A 19,667-nucleotide genomic window follows, 5' to 3' on the forward strand; every position below is an offset into this window, starting at 1 on the left:
CATCAAGAAATGTTGTTGGAGTTTCATGGATAAGTCGTTAGAAAAGTCATTAGCTAAATGGCTTAAGTCTCAGCAATTTGCATGTGGTATTTATCTTAAGCTCGCCATCCTATGTGGTTTACTTAACGGTGCAGCCATCATTGCTCAAGCCTATTGCATAGCCCAAATTTTACAGGGCGTGATTATGGCCGAGCTACCCGTTAATCAATTAATGCCTTATTTTATCGGCTTAGCTACCTTGCTAATTATTCGAGCCGGTTTAGCTTATGGGCGAGAACGATTTAGCTTTGAGGCGGGTAAGCGATTACGACAAGATATAAGACAAGCCGTGCTAAATAAGTTAGTTGCATTAGGCCCCGCTTTTATTAAAGGTAAACCTGCAGGTGCCTGGGCTAGCATTGTGCTTGAACAAGTTGAAGATTTACATGATTTTTACAGTAAGTATGTGCCGCAAATGATGTTAGCTGCATTCATCCCTCTGTGTATTTTAGTGGTGGTATTTCCGTTAAATTGGGCTGCGGGTTTAGTGTTATTAGGCACGGCGCCGTTAATCCCAATGTTTATGATTTTAGTGGGAATGGGCGCTGCGGATGCCAACCGTAAAAACTTTACCGCATTAAGCCGTTTAAGTGGTCACTTTATGGATCGCTTACAAGGGATAAGTACCATCAAGTTATTTCATCGTGGCGAAGCGGAAGTAACCCAAATTCATCAAGCATCAGAAGATTTTAGAAGTCGCACTATGTCGGTTTTACGTTTAGCTTTTTTAAGCTCAGCCGTATTAGAGTTTTTTGCCGCGTTATCCATTGCCGTACTAGCAGTTTATTTTGGTTTCAGTTATCTAGACCATTTAGATTTTGGCCATTATGGCTTAGGAATTAGTTTATTTACCGGTATGTTCGTGTTGATTTTAGCTCCCGAATTTTACCAGCCGCTGAGAGATTTAGGCACCCATTACCATGCTAAAGCACAAGCCATTGGTGCGGCAGAGTCATTAGTGGAATTACTTGATTACCCGCTAACCCATACCGCGGCTCAATCCGGCAATGAGATGATTGATCTTAATAAAGTCGACATAGTGGCCAATAATTTACAGGTAATGAGTTTAGATGGTCAGTGTTTGCTAGGACCCTTGTCATTTAGTATTAAGGCTGGGCAGCATGTTGCAGTTGTTGGTGCTAGCGGTGCAGGTAAAACCAGTCTGTTACAGGCACTGTTGGGTTTTTTACCCTACAAGGGCGAATTGCTGATTAATGGTCAACCATTTAACGCTATCAGCATGGCGCATTGGCGTAAGCATCTTGCTTGGCTTGGTCAGGACCCACAGCTATTTCATGGCACGATTGCCGAAAATGTCGCTTTAGGACGGCCTGATATGAGTGAGTCCTCGATCATTAACTTACTTGAAAAAGCGCAAGTTGCCGATTTTGTAAAGCAACATCCTCAAGGCTTGTATTCGATGATTAGCGATCAATCATCTGGTGTGTCGGTCGGTCAAGCTCAACGTATCGCGCTGGCCAGAGCGTTAAGTCAACAAGCTAGTGTTTTTTTATTAGATGAACCGACAGCCAGTTTAGATGAACAAAGTGCCGAGGCCGTGATGGTCTCGCTATCGCAAGCCATTACCGATAACACTGCCATTATGGTGACCCATAAGCTCGAAGAATTGACGGGGTTTGATAACATTATTGTGCTTGATAAAGGGTTGTTGATTGAGCAGGGGAATTACACCTCATTAATGGCCGCACAGGGCAAGTTCTATCAGTTGCAGCAACAGGAGGCCAACGTATGAAGGTCTTGCTTCCTTTTCTAAAACTGTTCCGTCGCCAGTGGTTAATGATGATAACGGGCTTGTTGCTGAGCTTTATTACCCTATTGGCTGGGGTCGGATTGTTATCCTTATCTGGGTGGTTTTTATCTGCGACAGCGGTTGCTGGTTTAACGGTACTGACGGCACAATCGTTTAATTTTTTCACCCCAGCAGGTGGCGTGCGTTTTCTATCAATAGCGCGCACAGCAAGTCGATATGGTGAGCGTTTAGCCACCCATGAGGCAACATTTAAGTTATTAACTGAATTACGCGTATGGGCGTGGCAAAAGTTATTACCTCTTAGTGCCGCCAACTTACAGGGTCTCAGAAAAGGTGATTTACTGAATCGATTAGTCGCCGATATCGACACCTTAGACCATCTGTATCTACGCTTGCTGATCCCAATGAGTGCATCATTATTAATGATAGCGGCGTTATACCTATTTATTGCCTGGTTTGACCCCAGTTTAGCGTTAACCCTGTGTGGTTTTTTACTGCTGGTTTTACTGGTATTACCGACGATTTTTTATCGATTAGGTAAAGCGCCAGGTCAGGCGTTAATCGAAACAAAGCAAAAGCTTAGAGTGCAGCTGCTTGATGTGATCCAAGGGCAGGCTGAGTTAAGTTTATTTGCAGCAAATCAACGCTACTTAGGCCGAATTTATCAACAGCAACATCGCTTTTTTAGCAGTCAATTGACCATGGCGAAAATTACCGGATTAAGCCAGGCTATCTTAATTCTCACCAATGGTTTTGCGGTTTTGTTGATGTTATATGTTGCCGCTAAAGGTGTTGGTAATGCCGTACCTCCAGGGCCCCTGTTTGCTATGGTGGTGTTTGCCACTATGGCTTGTTTAGAAATGATGATGCCAGTCGCCGGAGCGTTCCAACATTTATCAAGTACCGTATTAGCAGCCCAGCGCGTTAGTGCGTTGACTGAGCAGGCTCCTGCGGTGCCGTTTGTGACAGGGCAGCATCTTATTGCCCAAACAGGGTCATTAGATATCAGCAATTTGCATTTTGGTTACCAACAAAATCAGCCAATATTACAAGGGGTCAATCTTACTTTAGCCGCTGGAGAGAAAGTGGCTATTTTAGGTAAAACAGGCTGCGGTAAATCCAGTTTGTTGAATATGATCACCCGTGAATGGCAATCAAATTCAGGCGCCATACTTTTAGATGGTCAGCCAATTGCCGATTACAGTGAAGCGAATCTTCGTGCGGCAATGTCGGTAGTCAGCCAAAGAGTGCACCTCTTTAGTGGTACTTTGCGGGACAATTTAGTTTTGGCATTACCTTATATCGCTAATGAAAAACGTTCTGCACACGATGACCAATTGAAACAGGTGCTGTCACAAGTTGGCTTAGGTCATTTGTTAATTGGAGATAAGCCATTAAACATGTGGATGGGTGAGGGGGGCAGGCAGTTATCCGGCGGTGAACAACGCCGTATTGGCGTGGCAAGAGCACTGCTTCGTGATGCGCCATTATTACTGCTTGATGAGCCTACCGAAGGTTTAGATAAGCGCACTGAACGGGAAATTCTATCCACTTTATTTGCGTTTGCCGAACATAAAACCGTATTGATGATAAGCCACCGAACCACAGCACTCAATCAAATGGATGCCTGTTATCAGCTTATTGATGGGAAGTTACAGCGCTTTCATTTACCGTGTTAAGAATGAATCGCCTAAGCCTTTAATCTTGGGGTTTAGGCGATAGTATTTTACCTGTCGAGGTGAATATTGTTTTTGTAGTAAAAATGACATTTTTTTGTATTCTTTAGCCCCACAAGTGATCTGCTTCACAATAGTCTCCAATTATCATGTTTTAAAATTACACAATACCTCGTTAGTGTGATCTGGGTTCGTACATTAGCATTAACAAAGATTTAAAATTACTCATCGAATTTTTCTTGATGGTGATACTAATGGCAGGTGTTTCAAACCAAATAATAACCATTAAACGCGGCTTGGATGTGCCTATTGCTGGCGAACCTATTCAGCAAGTGTTTGACGGTGAAAAAGCCACGACCGTAGCTTTATTAGGTGAAGAATATGTAGGCCTCAAACCTACCATGTTGGTTGAGGAAGGTGATCATGTCATCAAAGGGCAAGCGCTTTTTGAAGATAAGAAAACCCCTGGGATCAAATTTACAGCGCCAGCTAGCGGCAAAGTTAGCGCGATACAACGCGGTGAAAAGCGTGTGTTGCAAGCTGTAGTGATTGAATGCGACCCAGTGCAGCAAGCTAAAAGCTTTACTCGCTATGATGACTTAAGCCAACTGTCTCGTCAGCAAGTGGTTGATAATTTAGTCGACAGTGGCTTATGGACAGCATTACGTACTCGTCCATTTTCACGAGTGCCTCAGTTAGACAGCCAGCCAGCGGGCATATTTGTCACCGCAATCGACACAAATCCACTCGCGGCAAATCCTCGCGTTATTATTGCTGAGCAAACTCAGGCGTTTGAAGCAGGGTTGCAAGTGCTGAGTTATTTAACTGAAGGTCAGGTTTTTCTGTGCCAGGACGACCAGACCTCCTTGCTCAGTACTGAAGCTGCAGCCAAGTTAAAGCAGGTATCTGTTCATCAGTTTAATGGCGTCCACCCAGCGGGATTAGTCGGTACGCATATCCATTTCTTATTACCAGCTAGCGTTGAACGTCCTGTTTGGCATTTGGGTTACCAAGATGTCATTGCCTACGGCAAATTATTTTTAACCGGTGAGTTATATACAGATCGCGTGGTGGCTTTTTCTGGCCCTAACGTGCTTGAACCGCGTTTAATTCGTACTCAATTAGGCGCGCAACTAACGCCTATCGTGACAGCTAAAATCAAAGATATCCACTCTAGAGTCGTGTCTGGTAGTGTGCTAAACGGCCACACCGCATCTGGTGTTTATGATTATTTAGGACGTTTCCATAATCAAATTTGTGTGCTGTCTGAAGATGACAAACACGAGTTGTTACCTTGGGTGCGCAAAGATAAAAATAAGTTCAGCCTAACTGGCATTATGATGTCGGGCTTTAGCCGCACTAAAAAATTATTTGATTTCACCACCCATGCTGGTGGTTCTGCCCGGGCTATGATGGCGTTTGGTCAGTTAGCACGGGTGATGCCGTTAGATATTTTACCAACCTTACTTATTCGTGACCTTGTGGTTCGTGATACCGATGAAGCTCAGCTGTTAGGTGCACTGGAATTAGATGAGGAAGATCTCGCGTTATGTACTTTTGTTTGCCCTGGAAAGTATGATTTTGGTAAAGAATTACGTGCTTGCCTAGATATTATCGAGAGGGAAGGTTAATGAGTAAGCCAATTAAAAAACCGTCAGCCCAAGACAAGTATTATGAACACGGCGATTCGATGCGTAAATATTTGCGTTCGTTATGGATTGCCCATGGTCGTAGCACCAAAGGACAGGTTCATGTAAGAGATGCGATTGATGTAAAACGTACTATGCATATTGTGGGTATGTGTTTATTACCTGCTGTTTTCTTTGGTATGTACAACATTGGTTTGCAGGCTCAACTTGCGATTATCGAAGGCGCAACCGCTCCGGCATCATGGCATTTAGCGATTTTTAATATGCTGTTTTCAGGCTTAACGTCTGAATCGGGGGTATTAAGCTTATTCGCATACGGTGCTAGTTTTTACGTACCATTTTACCTTACCGCCTTACTGGTTAACTTATTTTGGGAAGTGATATTTTCCAGAATGCGTGGTCAGGAGTTACATGAAGGCTTCTTTATTACCGCGTTATTATTTTCGCTGATTTTACCTGTGTCGACTCCTTTATGGATCATGGCGTTAGGCATTACTTTTGGCGTTATTGTCGCCAAAGAAATGTTCGGCGGTATGGGATATAACTTCTTAAATCCTGCTTTAGCCGGATATGCATTTATCTATTTTGCATACCCAACAGAAGTGGCAGCGATAAGTCAGTTTGTTGCGGTAGACGGTTATTCTGGAGCAACCACCTTAGGCTTGGCTGCGGCGAATAAAATCAGTTTTGCCGATGTTAGCTGGATAGGCGCATTGAGTGACCCATTATGGTGGGATAACTTTTTTGGTTTTACCGTCGGTTCAATTGGTGAAACCAGCACGTTAGCTATTTTAATCGGTGGCGGTATTTTACTGATGACCCGCGTGGCGGATTGGCGTGTGGTAGCGGGTGTGTTGTTAGGCATGATAGCCACGGCGATTTTGTTTAATTTATTTGGCCCGGCTAAAAATGCGATGGCAACCATGCCTTGGACCTGGCATTTGGTCACAGGTGGTTTTGCGATGGGTATGATGTTCATGGCAACCGATCCTGTAACCGCTTCCTACACTCGTAACGCTAAATACGCCTATGGTGCATTAATTGGTTTTATGACGGTATTGATTCGAGTGCTTAACGTGAAGCTGCCTGAAGGTATTATGTTAGCCATTTTATTTGCCAACTTATGGGCACCGTTATTCGATTATCTGGTAGCGAGAGCCAATATCAAGCGGAGACTAAAACGCCATGGCCTTTAAAAAAGATTCGGTAATGGGAACCATGGTTTTCATTATCAGCCTGAGTTTAGTGTGTTCTTTCATGATTACTGGCACGGCCGAAATTTTGAAAGAAAGAAAACTGGTTAAAAAGCGCGATGAAGTACAACAGTTTGTGTTAAAAGCGGCGGGTGTTGAAAGTAATTCAAGTGATTTTCGTGAATTATTTACTAGCCGAGTACAACCTAAACTTGTGGATTTAGAAAGCGGGCAGTTTATCGAGCATGAAAACATTTTAGACTTTGATGGCCGCATGGCGGCAATTAATCCTGAAACTTCACGCAAACCGAAAAAAGACACTGCCAAAATTAAAAGCCGTGCTGATCAGATACGTATTTTTGAAGTGTTTGATGACCAGGGTGAGCTAACCAGTATTGTTATGCCTATCTACGGTAAAGGTTTGTGGTCAATGATTTATGGCTACTTAGCGGTCGAGCCTGATTTAAACACCATTAAGAATATTGTGTTTTATGAACATGGTGAAACCCCAGGTATCGCTGATTTTGTGACTGACCCAGAATGGAATGCATTGTGGCAAGGAAAGAAACTTTTTGATGAAAAAGGCAAGATAGCCATCAAAGTGGTTAAAGGCGGCGCTAAAGCGGGTGATGTACACGGTGTAGATGGCGTTTCAGGTGCCACTAGAACAGGTGTCGGTATTCAAAAAGCGGTTGAGTTCTGGTTTGGTGTTGAAGGTTATCAAAACTTTTTACACACATTTGCCAAAACGGAGGTGAAGTAAATGAGTCGGTCAACTTCTACAAAAGACATACTAACTTCGCCAATTTTTGCGAATAACCCTGTTGCTATGCAGGTGTTGGGTGTGTGTTCAGCTCTTGCGGTCAGTAACTCAATGCAAACCGCATTAGTGATGACCCTTGCGGTAACATTTGTGTTGGTATTTTCTAATCTGATTATTTCAACCATTCGCAATTTCATTCCAAACAGCGTGCGTATTATCGCGCAAATGACGGTGATCGCCTCCTTGGTTATTATCGTGGATATGGTGCTACAAGATGTGGCGTATGAGCTATCTAAACAGTTATCTGTTTTTGTTAGTCTGATCATCACTAACTGTATCATCATGGGGCGTGCTGAAGCGTTTGCAATGAAATACCCACCGCATCTTGCATTAGTTGATGCCGTAGGGAATGCGATGGGCTATGGCGTGATTTTACTAGGCGTTGCCTTTGTACGTGAACTGTTAGGCCGAGGCTCGTTATTTGGTCACGAAATATTTACCACAGTCGCAAATGATGGTTGGTATTTACCTAACGAAATGTTCACTTTACCACCGAGCGCTTTCTTCTTGATTGGTGTGATGATTTGGGCCATTAACGTTGTTCAACGTAAGCGAGGATAAGCATGGAACACTATATTAATCTCTTTATCCAAGCCGCTTTTATAGACAACATGGCGCTGTCATTTTTCTTGGGTATGTGTACGTTTTTAGCAGTATCAAAAAAGGTGTCTACCTCTTTTGGTCTCGGTATCGCAGTGATCGTGGTAATGATGTTAGCTGTGCCTATCAACCAGCTAATTTATGTCAATGTGCTGGCACCAGGCGCACTGGCATGGGCTGGCATGGCAGATCTTGATATCAGCTACTTGCAGTTAATTACCTTCATTGGCGTAATTGCCGCATTGGTGCAAATTTTAGAGATGTTCTTAGAAAGATACATCCCGACTTTGTACCAGAGCCTAGGTATTTTCTTACCTCTATTGACGGTTAACTGTGCGATTTTTGCTGGGGTTATCTTTATGGCTAACCGTGATTACAACTTAGCAGAATCAACCGTATTTGCGGCGGGCAGTGCTGTGGGTTGGGCTGTGGCAATTGTATTATTGGCGGGACTACGTGAACGTATGAAGTTCAACGCAATTCCAGAAGGCCTGCAAGGTATTGGTATTACCTTTATTACCACAGGTTTGATGGCATTAGGTTTTATGTCTTTCGCTGGCATTACGCTGTAAAGCATTGGGAAACAGCATATGAATTCCTTACAGCAAAATGACAGATTTATGAGAAGGTGCATTTAATGGAAATGGCAATTGGTATTGGCATGTTTACCATAGTAGTAAGCCTGCTAGTGATGGTGATTTTAATCGCCAAAAGTAAATTAGTGAACACGGGTGCGGTGACCATCGGTATTAATGATGATGCGTCAAAGGCTGTACGCACCCCCGCGGGTGATAAATTGCTGGGCGCATTAGCCGGTAATAATATCTTTATTCCTTCTGCCTGTGGCGGCGGTGGTACTTGTGGACAGTGCCGTGTCACAGTGAAATCGGGTGGCGGTGATATTCTTGCCACAGAGCTTGAACATATTACCAAAAAAGAAGCGAAAGAAGGTTGTCGCCTTGCTTGTCAGGTTGCTGTGCGTAGCGACATGGAGCTGGAAATCGACGAAGAAGTCTTTGGGGTGAAAAAGTGGGAGTGTGAGGTTATCTCGAATAATAACCAAGCGACTTTCATTAAAGAATTATTGCTAAAAGTACCTGAGGGTGAAGAGGTGCTCTTTAAAGCGGGTGGCTATATTCAAATTGAAGCGCCAGCGCATGAAGTTCGCTATGCTGATTTTGATATTCCAGCTGAGTACCGTGATGACTGGGAAAAATACGATTTATTTAAGCTTGTTTCAAAGGTAGATGAAGACGTATTACGTGCTTATTCAATGGCGAATTATCCGGATGAAAAAGGCCGGATTATGTTGAATGTGCGTATTGCTACGCCGCCATCTGATGATTTACCACCAGGCAAAATGTCATCATATATCTTTAATTTAAAAGCCGGCGATAAGGTGATTATTTCAGGTCCATTTGGTGAGTTTTTTGTCAAAGAAACCGATGCTGAAATGGTATTTGTTGGTGGCGGTGCGGGGATGGCCCCCATGCGTTCACACATTTTTAATCAGCTAAAACGGGTTAAAACCAATCGTAAAATGACTTTCTGGTACGGTGCTCGTTCAAAGCGTGAAATTTTCTATCAAGAAGATTTTGATATGCTAGCGGCTGAAAATGATAATTTTGAATGGCACGTTGCGCTGTCAGATCCCTTACCAGAAGATAATTGGACTGGTTACACGGGTTTTATTCATAATGTGTTATTTGAAAACTACCTTAAAAACCATAAGTCACCAGAGGACTGTGAGTTTTATATGTGTGGCCCTCCAATCATGAACTCATCGGTTATTGGGTTATTGGAAAGCCTAGGTGTCGAGTCAGAAAATATTCTACTAGATGACTTTGGTGACTAGGGCCTGTTAAGTGGTATAAAAAAGGGAAAGCAGAGCTTTCCCTTTTTTATCTTTGAATCAAGTGGCTACATACGTGTTCAGGGGGGGGATTTCCCACTAGTATTACCCCAAGCGTTTAGAAAAATCTAAGTAACGCATGACTTCACCTTCGGGGAAGGTCAATTCATCACCATCTTGGTGGCTGGACAATAAGTTTTCTCTGGCATAACGCTTAATTGTAGCTGGGCTTTTATCTAAAATTTTACACACTTCTTCAAGGGTTAATAATTTATCGCTCATTGTTTTCTCCAGCAGTAAATGTTACTCGGGTCTATTGATCTTTCAAGGTCGTTTTTGCAGCGAATTGCTGGCCATTCATACAAGGCAGAGGCTTTGCTGTGTATTCGACATAATAAGCCAATAACGCCGTAAAAATAGCCAACAAACGCTGTCCGAAGGATTCGGCTAAAACGAATTGCGGTTTGTTGAGTGAACTTTTTACCAACAAAGAGTGCTTAGATTGCTAGGCTGCACTCCGCTCGCCGCGATTAATTCGTTTTTATCTCGAACAACATTCCACCAGCAAAGATCTACAGCCCCTAGGGATTGGTGGTTTATGTAGTATAGACAATCTGCGATAGAAGGTTGAAAAATGCATTATTGATGTAAGCTTTTATTATCAATAATGGTTAGGGAAGGCAATTCTTTTTGTGCACAATCAAACATGGCCTTAGCTACGTCAGAGCCATGAATAGGTTTGTATTTTAGTAAAGGTCCAATAAAAAACAATGAGGTAAATGCAAATAGCCATTGGCCAATTTGCTCTGCAGGGCGGCTATCTTCTCGTTGACCTATCAATAAACTTGGTTGAAAAATCTGTAAATAGGGTAATTGTAATTGTGCAAGTTGTTGCTCCATTTCACCTTTAACTCGATTATAAAATACACTGGATCTAGGGTTGGCGTCTAAGGCACTGATCACTTGAAAAACCAATTTGGAGTGTTGCTGTTTATGCACCAGCTTTGCAAAGGCCAGTACGCCTAATTTATCAACTTCAATAAAAGCTTGTTGGCTTCCTGCTTGTTTAATCGTGGTACCTAAGCAGCAAAAAGCGTGGTCTATGGTTTCGGGTAGTTCAATTTCATGCAGCTCATCTAACTGGCACGCAATATAATGCAGTTTTTCTTCCCCCCAATGATGCGCTGCTAGCTGGGGTTTAGAACGCCCTAGCACGTAAACTTTTTGATAAAGCTCGCTATCCAGTAACAACTCTAATAAAGACTTTCCCACTAACCCTGTTGCGCCTATGATCGCAGCTATCATTTTGTTAAATCCTTATAAAACACGCTTACTTTACTGTATCTAGCTAATGAATTAGTTGCAATCAATGGATTGATACAAGTCGGTTTTCTTTTTATGACTTATCTGTGGCATAGTATTTCTTTGGCTAAACTTTCGCATTTTTCAAGGACCGACAATGTCAAATGAACATATTCCGCTAAACGATTTTATTGAATATTCCCAAGATGAAATGTTAGCTAGGGCGCAGGAAAATTATCAACAAGTAAAGCGTCGACATTCGATTCGAAAGTTTTCAGAAAGGCCCGTTCCGCAAGCTATTATTGAACAGTGCATTTTGGCAGCAGGTACCGCGCCGAATGGTGCTAACCATCAGCCATGGCATTTTGTTGCGATTAAAAGTCCTGAGGTGAAAGCGCAAATTCGTCAACAAGCAGAAGCCTTAGAGCAGGCTTTTTATGCTGGGCGAGCGGGTGACGAATGGCTTAACGCATTAAAACCTTTAGGAACCAATGCCAATAAGCCCTACTTAGAACATGCACCTTGGTTAATTGCTATTTTTAGCCAAAAACGTAAAGAAGACGAGGGTGAGCAAAAAACAAATTATTATGTGCATGAGTCTGTGGGGATTGCTACTGGTTTTTTAATACAAGCGCTGCATCATGCAGGCCTTGCCACCTTAACTCATACTCCGAAGCCGATGAGTTTTTTATCAAAAATCTGTGGTCGAGATAATGACAATGAGCGTCCATATATGTTGATTATTGCTGGCTACCCCGCTGATGATGCGACAGTACCTGTGCATGCATTAGATAAAAAAGCACTGCATGATATTTGTGAGTTTATTTAACCAGGGCTGAGATTATTTTAACGTTAGTCTTGATTATTAATGTTAACAATGATTGATGAAGGCGCTGTTACAGCGCCTTTTTTATGCCGTGTTTTTTCAGTATTGTTAATAATTCAGCAAGGCTTTTTACAATGACATCCGCTAAGTGTTGATAGTGGGTATCAATACCATGATTAATAAAGCAGGCAATCATCCCTGCATTATTTGCCGCTTGAATATCATATAAATAATCACCGACATAGATCAGGTTTTTGGGATGTATTTGCCACTGATCTGCTATCGCGTTTAACGCATCAGGCGCAGGTTTTGCGGGGTAGCACTCGCGGGTGAGTACAATATCAATGTTGATATTGTTTTGTTTTAACTTCATTTCACTGGCGGTTTTACTGTTACGCGTGACAATTGCGCAGGGTAAGTTTTGACGATTGATGTAGTTTAATAACTCCACCATACCAGTCAGAGCCTTTGCTGTGTTGGCATCTCTATTTTCATGCTCAAGCACAATGTCATTGGCTCGTTGCTGAGTAATGGGGCAATTGAGTTGGTCTATAAAGGTTAATAAATCTTGATCGGTAGGGCAGCCTATTTGTTGCTTTATAAGGGCAAAGTCTAAACTGGACTCTACTAATGTTCCGTCTAGATCAAAAATAATACCGTGGATCATAGAGTCAATTAACCTTATTTTTCAAATGCGATAGTATGTAAATCAATACTAAAACTGCCTTGTTGTTTGTCTGCGATTAAAATGCCCACTTTTTCCACTTTGGCAAAGTCTAACGCAGGACCATTTTGAATGGTGCGTCCACGAAAGCCAATACGAAAATCGTCAACAGTAAAAATGTGTTCGCTGATCTCACCTTCCAGTGTAGTAAATTCTGCAATAAATGCTTCGCCAAATTGTAATGCTGCTGTTTTTAATCGGAGCTGATAGCGCTTTCCATCCCCTTTAACAAGCAATTTGCAGCGAGTGGCGGTATGGATTTTATTGATTACATTAAACTGAGTTGAAGCGAAACCACCGTTATTATCGAGTGACACTAAGCCGGTAAAGTTAACTGCATCATTATTGATACTGACTCGACTTGAAGATAGGCCGCCCATCACTGTATCGTTATTAATTTGGGTATGACGTAAATCGAAGTCACTGGCAAAATTCAATTTCATGGTTTCCTCATTCGATAAGTTAGCCGCTAATGCTGTGTGGCTGAAGATACAGAAAAAGCTCGCACTGATAAATTTTATCATGGTTATTCCCATTAAAAAAAAGGCTTATCTGGGTTAAAGATAAGCCTAAAGGGTTTCACAGAGAAAAATAGTGGATGAACAAACTACATTACGGTGAAGTCATCTAAAAGGATCACACTAAATGGTGCACCGCCACCGACATTGTCTACAGCAGCTACACCATATATGCCTGCAGCATCTAAAGTGACTTCTAATGGACCAATAGCGACATCTTTTGTGTTTGCAACAGTGACACTAATTGTATACGTGCCTGGTGCTACACTAATGCTGCCTGATGATGCTTTAAATGGTACGTCTTCAAGAGCTGGGCTTGCTTCGCTGATGTCTGCTGTTGCGGTGAGGTAAATATCCACTTCAGGTGCAGAGTAAGCTGCATGAGTCACTGTCAGTTTTGCTTCAGTCGCAACACGTCTAGTGTTATCCATTAATACCAACGGCTCAATCATGTTGTCTGATAATGAACCTACCGCTAATGCACTGTAGCTCATGCCTAGGGTTAAATCGACTGCGGCCTCATCAATAACAACCACAGTGTTATCGGCATCTGCCGCCACTGTGACTGTGTGCGCACCTTCAGGCACATTGACATATCCAGCAATTTCGCCAAATGCCAACATGTTTACTGCTGGTGTTGTGCTGCCATCAAGGAACACATCTACTGCAGGAGCATCTGCAACCGCATGAACAACACGTAAATCAGCGCCGCTACTAACGTCATTTAAGATCACCTGACCTTCAGGTAATGCGACATGAAGTGCTACAGGTGACATACCAGACCAAGTATTTGGAATAGCACTAATAAAGTAGTCTTGCATATCAGCTAACGAAACAGTTCCTGAGTCATATACAACATCTTTCAAGCCCGCTGCTGTAATGCGGATTTGATAATCTCCTGCAGCCACTTCAAGTTGTGGGCTAGCATCCATGTAATCGGCTGACAGTGTAGCTGACATGCTGGTAATATCAGTACCTGGAGCGGTTACATAAACATCAACTAAACCAACAGCTGGCGAGGCATGAAGTACCTGCACCCTTGCATAGCCACTGGCGATGTCTGCCATTGGATTCTCTACAAGTTTTAGCATTAAGCTTTCATCAGCAACATTGCCTAATGCGACAGCGGTATATTCCATTTTATCTTCAGCAATTAACTGTGCTTCCAAAACGGTAGCGGTTGAACCATCAGCTAGAATTGCATCGACATCGATATCAAAGGTAGCAGAATTGACTTCAAGAAGCCCACTGGACATTGCGTAGTCAACATCAGCAAGTAGCTCTGCACCATTGGCCATAACATTAACCATTGGAGCATCGCTACCAGCGTGAATGACACGCACATGCGAAAGTTCAACTGGCGCAGGTGTCGGCGTGACTTGTTGAACAACATCATCATCGTCAGAACACGCGGTTAAACCAATCATTGATACGCATAACGCAAAGGGATAAATCCGTTTCATTTGAGTAATTCCTCGTAGAGTAATGTGACGAATTTTTATACGGGAAGATATTTTTAGTGGTTCACAAAAAACTAACAAATAAATGAATTTTATTTGCTTTTTATTATAAGCTACTGATTTTAATTTATTTAATTGTTTTTGGTTTTTAAGGTTATTGAGACATTTAAGGTTTGCGCCTATGATGTTTGTCATAATCGAACAACAGAACTTAATTAATTTGTCATCTTCTCCTGCTGTCGCAATTCAATATCGTGTTGCCTCAATAAATTTATTTAATTTTATTGCGCCACCGAATGCCTATTACGATTTTGAAAACATTTATAGTGCGCAACAATGGCAAAAAAAGTGCGCCTGGCTCAGTGATTTTTTGATGGAAAATCAACCTGACATCATTGGATTTCAAGAAGTGTTTAGTCCCGAGGAGTTGCAGGCGTTATTGCGACCATTAGGCTACGTGCATTTTGCAGTATTGGATGAACCACAGGTAGAAAGTGATTATGTTTATCGTCATCCTGTGGTGGCATTAGCGTCACGTTATCCTATCATTGAAATGGCCAATGTGGCTGTGGATGACGCAGCTTGTGAAGCGTTAGGGCTAGCTCAGTTTCAATTTAGCCGCCAACCTTTGCGCGCGACTATTGACCTACCCCTATTTGGTCCCTGTGATTGCTATGTGATTCATTTAAAATCAAAACGCAGTGGTTTTGATAAAGAGGATTTAGCCCATTCAGGCTCTTCAGGTGCGGCTGATTTTATCGCAAGGCAAGTACTAGGGCGTTGGGCATCCAGTTTACAACGAGGAAACGAAGCAACATTGTTGTGCCATCAAATGCTAGTTAGACGTCATTTGAAAGGTCATCCATTCATTTTAATGGGCGATTTTAATGATAAATTACACAGTGATTTACTGGCAGCATTTCATCAAAATTTACGGGTTTATCGAAGTGATATTGAAGACAAACAGTTGGCGGGTTTAAGTGAGCAGCAATTATTTGCCGAATTAAATCAATGTCGTCTTTATGATAGTTATGAGTTACATAAAGCGACAACCAAATGTAATGTCAGTTTGGCTTCCGATGAAGATGAGTCGACAAGCTTTACTGATAACCCCATCGTTAGCTCAAGACAAGCAACCCATTATTATGGAAGTGAAGGGTCGGTGTTAGATTATATTTTGGTTTCAAGTGAGTTTGACCCTAAACAATTGAAAAACTTAGCTCACATCGAACATTATCAAACCTTTGACCGACATCTAGTTCGACCTGATTTTGAGCGTGACAGTGACAGTACAGATCATGCCCCTATTATGATGACATTTAGTTTACGTTAGTCGTTTTGGCCGATATCTTTATTTAACCTCGCATGATTATCATGATTGTTTTTTGTATGGCCTAAAGCAGATATTTTTGTTACTTGGTCATAAAGGTGTTTTCACTGGCGTCAGAATGTTATTTCTGAAGCGATAAAAATAGCTTTTTGCGACTTGTTAATGAAAGTAAATGAGGCTATTAAATGAAGAAGACTAACCTAATGTCGCTTTACGTATTTCAGTTTTTCCCGTACCAGGGTAATAACGTAATTGCCAGTTTTCTTGACCTTTTGCTGTATCATCAGCGATATAATTGTAATAACAATAAGTACCAGGGTTGGCAACTTCTCCACCCATGTACCAATAGATGATGTCATTACCTGCAGTAAATGAAGCGTCGTTATGCATAGCTAGTGTAAAGTCATTATCCAGTAAACCATTCCAAATATTAGCACAATCATCACCATTGAGTTGTGTCCCTTCATTGCTAGACGCTTCAGTATCTTCACCCAAAGGGAAACCTGTCACGGTTGAATCAATATTTCCCGCGCCAAAACAAGCTAAGTTTTTTACATAACCCTGTGCACCATTGGCTGACCAACAATTGTGATACAAACCCACGGCACTGGAAAAAGAAGCGAAAGTAGATTGAGCAACACTATCATGCGCATCTTGAGATAAATTAATAAAGCGAGGTAATGCTAATACCGACATAATACCGAGAATGATAATAATGGTAACCAATTCGATTAATGTAAAACCTTTTGCATTCATAATTTTAACCTAAAAAATGTGACGTCAAATTGTATACTGTATACGCACCAATTTCTAGTAAGCTCAAGTTTTAAATCTCTGAAATGAGAGTTATATCAAATGAATATGTTATGGGCAGTGTCATTGGTTGTGTTACATTTTTGTGCAGACGTTGTCGTTTATAGGTTCCGCGCAGACCTAGACACCGTCTAAAAAATAACTAGGTAGCAAGAGGTGGTTCGTTCGAGTGATATTGTCAACTTTGTGCTGTTATTCACTTACGAATTTACCCTTTAACGACATCGTTAATCTACTAAAGGCGTTATTTCGAGGGGATAATTCCAGTGGCATTCACAGAGTCTATTAAGCCAGAATGAAAATTAAATAAGGCTCACGAACATCATTTAGTTGTGATGAGCGAAGGTTTTTTATTAGTGTTAATGCAAGATAGCCAGCCATTGTGCTGGCTATCTTGCATTAAGATTGATAAGCCTAGCGGCTTATTTGCTGTTTAATGTTAATGCAGCGATACTCGTTTTGTCGGGTTTCTAGTAACGCGCGGCGAGTTAATTTAGACAATCCTGTTTGGGTATTGAGCACCTGATCTATCATGGAAATATTATCAGTTGAACAAGCCTGTGGGATCAAAGCCTGAGTATAGCTGCGCATAAATACCGGCCCTTTTTTATCAAGCTCTATTAGCTCTGCTAAACGTTGTTCGGCAGTTGCTGCGCTAAGTAAGTTTTGCTCTGAAGGGTATAAATTAAACATGGCTACCCTTAACTTAGAAAATGGTACAGCTTCGTTGTGGGCGATTGTATTCAACCATTGGCGCTTTAATTGTGTTTGTGGCCGAATAACCTCAGCAGCCAATGCCGCTTTTTCACCTGAATCTGATTTGTCCTTGGCTTTTTCTTGCATCAATAGGATATGGGCGTTGCCGTAATCAAAACGGTTAAGTTGTTTGATAATATCCCAACGCAGGTCTTGATCTAAGCTTAAGCCTCGTATTGTCGATTTTCCTGTCAATAATTGTTCAAGGTGAGACAAGGATGCTGATTGTGATGAAAAGTGTATGTATGCGGCAAACCATCGACGTTGAAAATCGCTGTTTTGATGATGTTCCATTGCCATGCGTAAGCTCATTTGGCTTAATGCTCGGCTGACTTTATCATTGTATTGCTTGTGGGCTGGCTGCATTAAATCCAGCATTGTTTTTGCTCGATATAGGTTTGAAATCACCTGACCTAAAATGGTGTAATCTTGCTCAAGCGGTGCGTTAATCAACGCCACATTGATAAAGTCGTTCAGCGGTGCCTGTCCTTCAACTACGCTGTCCCACATACTTTGCCATAGCATTGAACGCAGTAATGGATCATGCACTTTGTTCAGTGATTGCTTAGCGGTATTCATTGAGCGCTTATCAAGGTTTACTTTCACAAAGCCCCAATCATCCAAGTTTGGATACACTAAATCTGGGCAAGCTTCACCTACCAATTCTGGTACTTCAGTATACTCGCCTTTGTAGGTAACAATGGCTGTTTGGTGGTTATCTAAGCCATGACGGCGTTGATAAAGTAAGCCAATTTTTACTTTTTGCTGACGCAATGTTGGAAACTCATCACTAACAGGACGTTGCACGAGTTGAAATTCACTTATTACCCCATTAGTACACATATACTCGGCTTGAATACTATTAACCCCAGCTTTGTATAACCATTCTTGGGTCCATTGTCTGAGGTCTACATTACTGGCTTTAGCTAAGCTGCCAATAAAGTCGTCTAACTCAGCATTTTGATAACTAAATTGGGTCAAATACTGCCTTACACCTTGTCGGAATGTTTCTTCACCGAGCAAGTGGCGTAACTGCTTTAAGGTCGATGCCCCTTTTTGGTAGGTGATGGCATCTATGTTATCAAACGCATTTTGCGTGGTCGCAACGGGCACTTCTATCGGGTGAGTGGTCACCAGTGAGTCTAGTTCGTAAGCGCGTTGTTTACCTGAGGCATAAAAAGTGCGCCAGGCGTGGCTGAATTCAGTCGCTTCAGCAGTAGCAAGTGTGCCCATGAAGGCTGCAAAGCTTTCATTCAGCCACAAGCCATTCCACCATTTCATGGTGACTAAGTCCCCAAACCACTGATGTGCCATTTCATGCATGATCACGCCAGCTAAGCGCTCTTTTTGCGAGGCTGTCATTTTGGCATTGAACAGAAATTTATCTTCAGCGAAGGTAATGGCTGCGGCATTTTCCATTGCGCCATATAAAAAGTCAGGTACTAAGACTTGATCGTACTTTTTGAATGGATAAGGAATACCAAAATAGCGGTCGAAGAAATAAAGGCCTTGTTTGGTATAGTTAAACCAGTCTTCTGGCGTCACTTGCTCGGTCACGGATTGGCGAGCAAAAAGGCGCATTGGATAGGGGCCGCTATCATCTTGCCAGACATGGTAAGGGCCTGCATGCAGTGAGAAATTATATGGGCTTAGTTTTGGTGATGCAGGAAAAGTCCAAATATTATTATTGCCGTTAGGGCTAATGCTAGATTCACGCATTGCGCTAATGACTTGCCAGTCTTTAGGCGCTTGAACTGTTAATTCAAAAGTGGCTTTTAAATCAGGTTGATCAAATACCGCAAACATTTGCTGGGCAGCAGCGGGTTCAAAATGTGAGTAAAGGTAGACTTTGCCATCAACAGGATCGACAAATCTGTGCAAACCTTCTCCATTAGTGCTGTGTTCCCGGGTAAACTCAATCTCAATACTGTTTGTGCCCGACTGCAACAAAGATGGGCTTAAGGTAATATAACTGCCGTTGTAGTTAGGGTAAATTTTAGTCCCATTTACTAGCATGGATAAAATATTGGCTTTGTTTAAATCTAAAGTGAGGTTTTTAGCCGTGCCTGTTAGGTCAAAGTTGACGGTTGATTTGGCTCTAAATTGACTTTGTTCACTGAGAAAAAACGTCAGTTGATAATCGACATTACTGATCACTCTAGCCCGTTCACTTGCTTGAAATTGGCTGATATAAGGTGAATTATCTCTTTGGCTAGCCGTGGTGGAAGAGGTACTGTTACAGCCTGATAGGGTGGAGGCCAATAAGCCGATACCGGCCAGTGTTAATATCGAAGAGTGTAGCGATTTCACGTAAGTGTTCCCTTACTGCGGTATT

The 19,667-nt window shown here is 42.1% G+C and carries 17 protein-coding genes; 10 read left to right on the top strand and 7 right to left on the bottom strand.

Translation table 11 applies throughout. From position 1 onward, the window contains the following. Positions 1-25: 25 nt before the first annotated feature. The 8 genes from cydD to nqrF all read left to right on the top strand — a co-directional run bounded on the left by cydD (position 26) and on the right by nqrF (position 9,606). Positions 26-1,792, top strand: a complete 1,767-nt coding sequence (gene cydD / locus NE535_RS12920; protein ID WP_261299045.1) for a heme ABC transporter permease/ATP-binding protein CydD — start codon at positions 26-28, stop codon at positions 1,790-1,792. Beyond that, positions 1,789-3,489: a heme ABC transporter ATP-binding protein/permease CydC gene (gene cydC, locus NE535_RS12925; RefSeq protein WP_261299046.1), complete on the top strand. Its 1,701-nt coding sequence runs from the start codon at positions 1,789-1,791 to the stop codon at positions 3,487-3,489. The genes cydD and cydC overlap by 4 nt, the downstream gene beginning before the upstream one ends. A gap of 251 nt (positions 3,490-3,740) precedes the next feature. Next, on the top strand, positions 3,741-5,117 hold the full coding sequence (locus NE535_RS12930) for a Na(+)-translocating NADH-quinone reductase subunit A (protein WP_261299047.1): 1,377 nt from the start codon (positions 3,741-3,743) through the stop codon (positions 5,115-5,117). Then, positions 5,117-6,331, top strand: a complete 1,215-nt coding sequence (locus tag NE535_RS12935; RefSeq protein WP_261299048.1) for an NADH:ubiquinone reductase (Na(+)-transporting) subunit B — start codon at positions 5,117-5,119, stop codon at positions 6,329-6,331. The genes NE535_RS12930 and NE535_RS12935 overlap by 1 nt, the downstream gene beginning before the upstream one ends. Further along, a complete protein-coding gene (locus NE535_RS12940; protein ID WP_261299049.1) occupies positions 6,321-7,091 on the top strand; it encodes a Na(+)-translocating NADH-quinone reductase subunit C in 771 nt (256 codons plus the stop codon). The genes NE535_RS12935 and NE535_RS12940 overlap by 11 nt, the downstream gene beginning before the upstream one ends. After that, a complete protein-coding gene (locus NE535_RS12945) occupies positions 7,092-7,712 on the top strand; it encodes an NADH:ubiquinone reductase (Na(+)-transporting) subunit D (protein WP_261299050.1) in 621 nt (206 codons plus the stop codon). 2 nt (positions 7,713-7,714) lie between these two features. Continuing rightward, a complete protein-coding gene (gene nqrE / locus NE535_RS12950; protein WP_188840797.1) occupies positions 7,715-8,323 on the top strand; it encodes an NADH:ubiquinone reductase (Na(+)-transporting) subunit E in 609 nt (202 codons plus the stop codon). A gap of 65 nt (positions 8,324-8,388) precedes the next feature. Continuing rightward, positions 8,389-9,606: an NADH:ubiquinone reductase (Na(+)-transporting) subunit F gene (gene nqrF, locus NE535_RS12955; RefSeq protein WP_261299051.1), complete on the top strand. Its 1,218-nt coding sequence runs from the start codon at positions 8,389-8,391 to the stop codon at positions 9,604-9,606. Positions 9,607-9,708: 102 nt separating this feature from the next. Here the strand turns inward: nqrF and NE535_RS12960 are convergent, their stop codons facing one another. Together NE535_RS12960 and NE535_RS12970 are read right to left on the bottom strand one after the other, a co-directional pair. Continuing rightward, on the bottom strand, positions 9,709-9,885 hold the full coding sequence (locus tag NE535_RS12960) for a helix-turn-helix domain-containing protein (RefSeq protein WP_188840795.1): 177 nt from the start codon (positions 9,883-9,885) through the stop codon (positions 9,709-9,711). A gap of 357 nt (positions 9,886-10,242) precedes the next feature. Further along, on the bottom strand, positions 10,243-10,908 hold the full coding sequence (locus NE535_RS12970; RefSeq protein ID WP_261299052.1) for a Rossmann-fold NAD(P)-binding domain-containing protein: 666 nt from the start codon (positions 10,906-10,908) through the stop codon (positions 10,243-10,245). Between the two features lie 154 nt (positions 10,909-11,062). On the opposite strand from NE535_RS12970, the gene NE535_RS12975 reads away from it, so the two are divergent. After that, the gene (locus NE535_RS12975; RefSeq protein WP_261299053.1) at positions 11,063-11,734 is read left to right on the top strand and encodes a nitroreductase family protein; all 672 of its coding nucleotides are present in this window, start codon (positions 11,063-11,065) and stop codon (positions 11,732-11,734) included. A gap of 67 nt (positions 11,735-11,801) precedes the next feature. Here NE535_RS12975 and NE535_RS12980 read toward each other — a convergent pair whose 3' ends face one another. From NE535_RS12980 to NE535_RS12990, 3 genes are all read right to left on the bottom strand, one after another. After that, positions 11,802-12,398 (bottom strand): HAD family hydrolase, encoded by a 597-nt coding sequence (locus NE535_RS12980; RefSeq protein ID WP_261299054.1) that lies wholly within the window; start codon positions 12,396-12,398, stop codon positions 11,802-11,804. A 14-nt stretch (positions 12,399-12,412) separates the two neighbouring features. Continuing rightward, positions 12,413-12,979, bottom strand: coding sequence for a CIA30 family protein (locus NE535_RS12985; RefSeq protein WP_261299055.1), 567 nt, complete (start codon positions 12,977-12,979; stop codon positions 12,413-12,415). 83 nt (positions 12,980-13,062) lie between these two features. Further along, complete coding sequence (locus NE535_RS12990) at positions 13,063-14,436, bottom strand: DUF4397 domain-containing protein (RefSeq protein WP_261299056.1); 1,374 nt, start codon at positions 14,434-14,436, stop codon at positions 13,063-13,065. Positions 14,437-14,614: 178 nt separating this feature from the next. On the opposite strand from NE535_RS12990, the gene NE535_RS12995 reads away from it, so the two are divergent. After that, positions 14,615-15,766, top strand: coding sequence for an endonuclease/exonuclease/phosphatase family protein (locus tag NE535_RS12995; protein ID WP_261299057.1), 1,152 nt, complete (start codon positions 14,615-14,617; stop codon positions 15,764-15,766). Positions 15,767-15,958: 192 nt separating this feature from the next. Here the strand turns inward: NE535_RS12995 and NE535_RS13000 are convergent, their stop codons facing one another. Beyond that, on the bottom strand, positions 15,959-16,519 hold the full coding sequence (locus NE535_RS13000; RefSeq protein ID WP_261299058.1) for a type II secretion system protein: 561 nt from the start codon (positions 16,517-16,519) through the stop codon (positions 15,959-15,961). Between the two features lie 471 nt (positions 16,520-16,990). Next, entirely contained in the window at positions 16,991-19,642 is a 2,652-nt protein-coding gene (gene pepN, locus NE535_RS13005; protein WP_371931151.1) for an aminopeptidase N, read from the bottom strand. Between the last annotated feature and the right edge of the window lie 25 nt (positions 19,643-19,667).

Origin of the sequence: Shewanella holmiensis, assembly GCF_025370255.1 — a bacterium.
Taxonomy (GTDB): Bacteria; Pseudomonadota; Gammaproteobacteria; order Enterobacterales; family Shewanellaceae; genus Shewanella; species Shewanella holmiensis.

What these genes read in the sequence shown, in the direction of transcription:
- cydD (WP_261299045.1), top strand. Translation starts at nt 26, where the DNA reads ATGGATAAGTCGTTAGAAAAGTCATTAGCTAAATGGCTTAAGTCTCAG.
- cydC (WP_261299046.1), top strand. Translation starts at nt 1,789, where the DNA reads ATGAAGGTCTTGCTTCCTTTTCTAAAACTGTTCCGTCGCCAGTGGTTA.
- NE535_RS12930 (WP_261299047.1), top strand. Translation starts at nt 3,741, where the DNA reads ATGGCAGGTGTTTCAAACCAAATAATAACCATTAAACGCGGCTTGGAT.
- NE535_RS12935 (WP_261299048.1), top strand. Translation starts at nt 5,117, where the DNA reads ATGAGTAAGCCAATTAAAAAACCGTCAGCCCAAGACAAGTATTATGAA.
- NE535_RS12940 (WP_261299049.1), top strand. Translation starts at nt 6,321, where the DNA reads ATGGCCTTTAAAAAAGATTCGGTAATGGGAACCATGGTTTTCATTATC.
- NE535_RS12945 (WP_261299050.1), top strand. Translation starts at nt 7,092, where the DNA reads ATGAGTCGGTCAACTTCTACAAAAGACATACTAACTTCGCCAATTTTT.
- nqrE (WP_188840797.1), top strand. Translation starts at nt 7,715, where the DNA reads ATGGAACACTATATTAATCTCTTTATCCAAGCCGCTTTTATAGACAAC.
- nqrF (WP_261299051.1), top strand. Translation starts at nt 8,389, where the DNA reads ATGGAAATGGCAATTGGTATTGGCATGTTTACCATAGTAGTAAGCCTG.
- NE535_RS12960 (WP_188840795.1), bottom strand. Translation starts at nt 9,885, where the DNA reads ATGAGCGATAAATTATTAACCCTTGAAGAAGTGTGTAAAATTTTAGAT.
- NE535_RS12970 (WP_261299052.1), bottom strand. Translation starts at nt 10,908, where the DNA reads ATGATAGCTGCGATCATAGGCGCAACAGGGTTAGTGGGAAAGTCTTTA.
- NE535_RS12975 (WP_261299053.1), top strand. Translation starts at nt 11,063, where the DNA reads ATGTCAAATGAACATATTCCGCTAAACGATTTTATTGAATATTCCCAA.
- NE535_RS12980 (WP_261299054.1), bottom strand. Translation starts at nt 12,398, where the DNA reads ATGATCCACGGTATTATTTTTGATCTAGACGGAACATTAGTAGAGTCC.
- NE535_RS12985 (WP_261299055.1), bottom strand. Translation starts at nt 12,979, where the DNA reads ATGATAAAATTTATCAGTGCGAGCTTTTTCTGTATCTTCAGCCACACA.
- NE535_RS12990 (WP_261299056.1), bottom strand. Translation starts at nt 14,436, where the DNA reads ATGAAACGGATTTATCCCTTTGCGTTATGCGTATCAATGATTGGTTTA.
- NE535_RS12995 (WP_261299057.1), top strand. Translation starts at nt 14,615, where the DNA reads ATGATGTTTGTCATAATCGAACAACAGAACTTAATTAATTTGTCATCT.
- NE535_RS13000 (WP_261299058.1), bottom strand. Translation starts at nt 16,519, where the DNA reads ATGAATGCAAAAGGTTTTACATTAATCGAATTGGTTACCATTATTATC.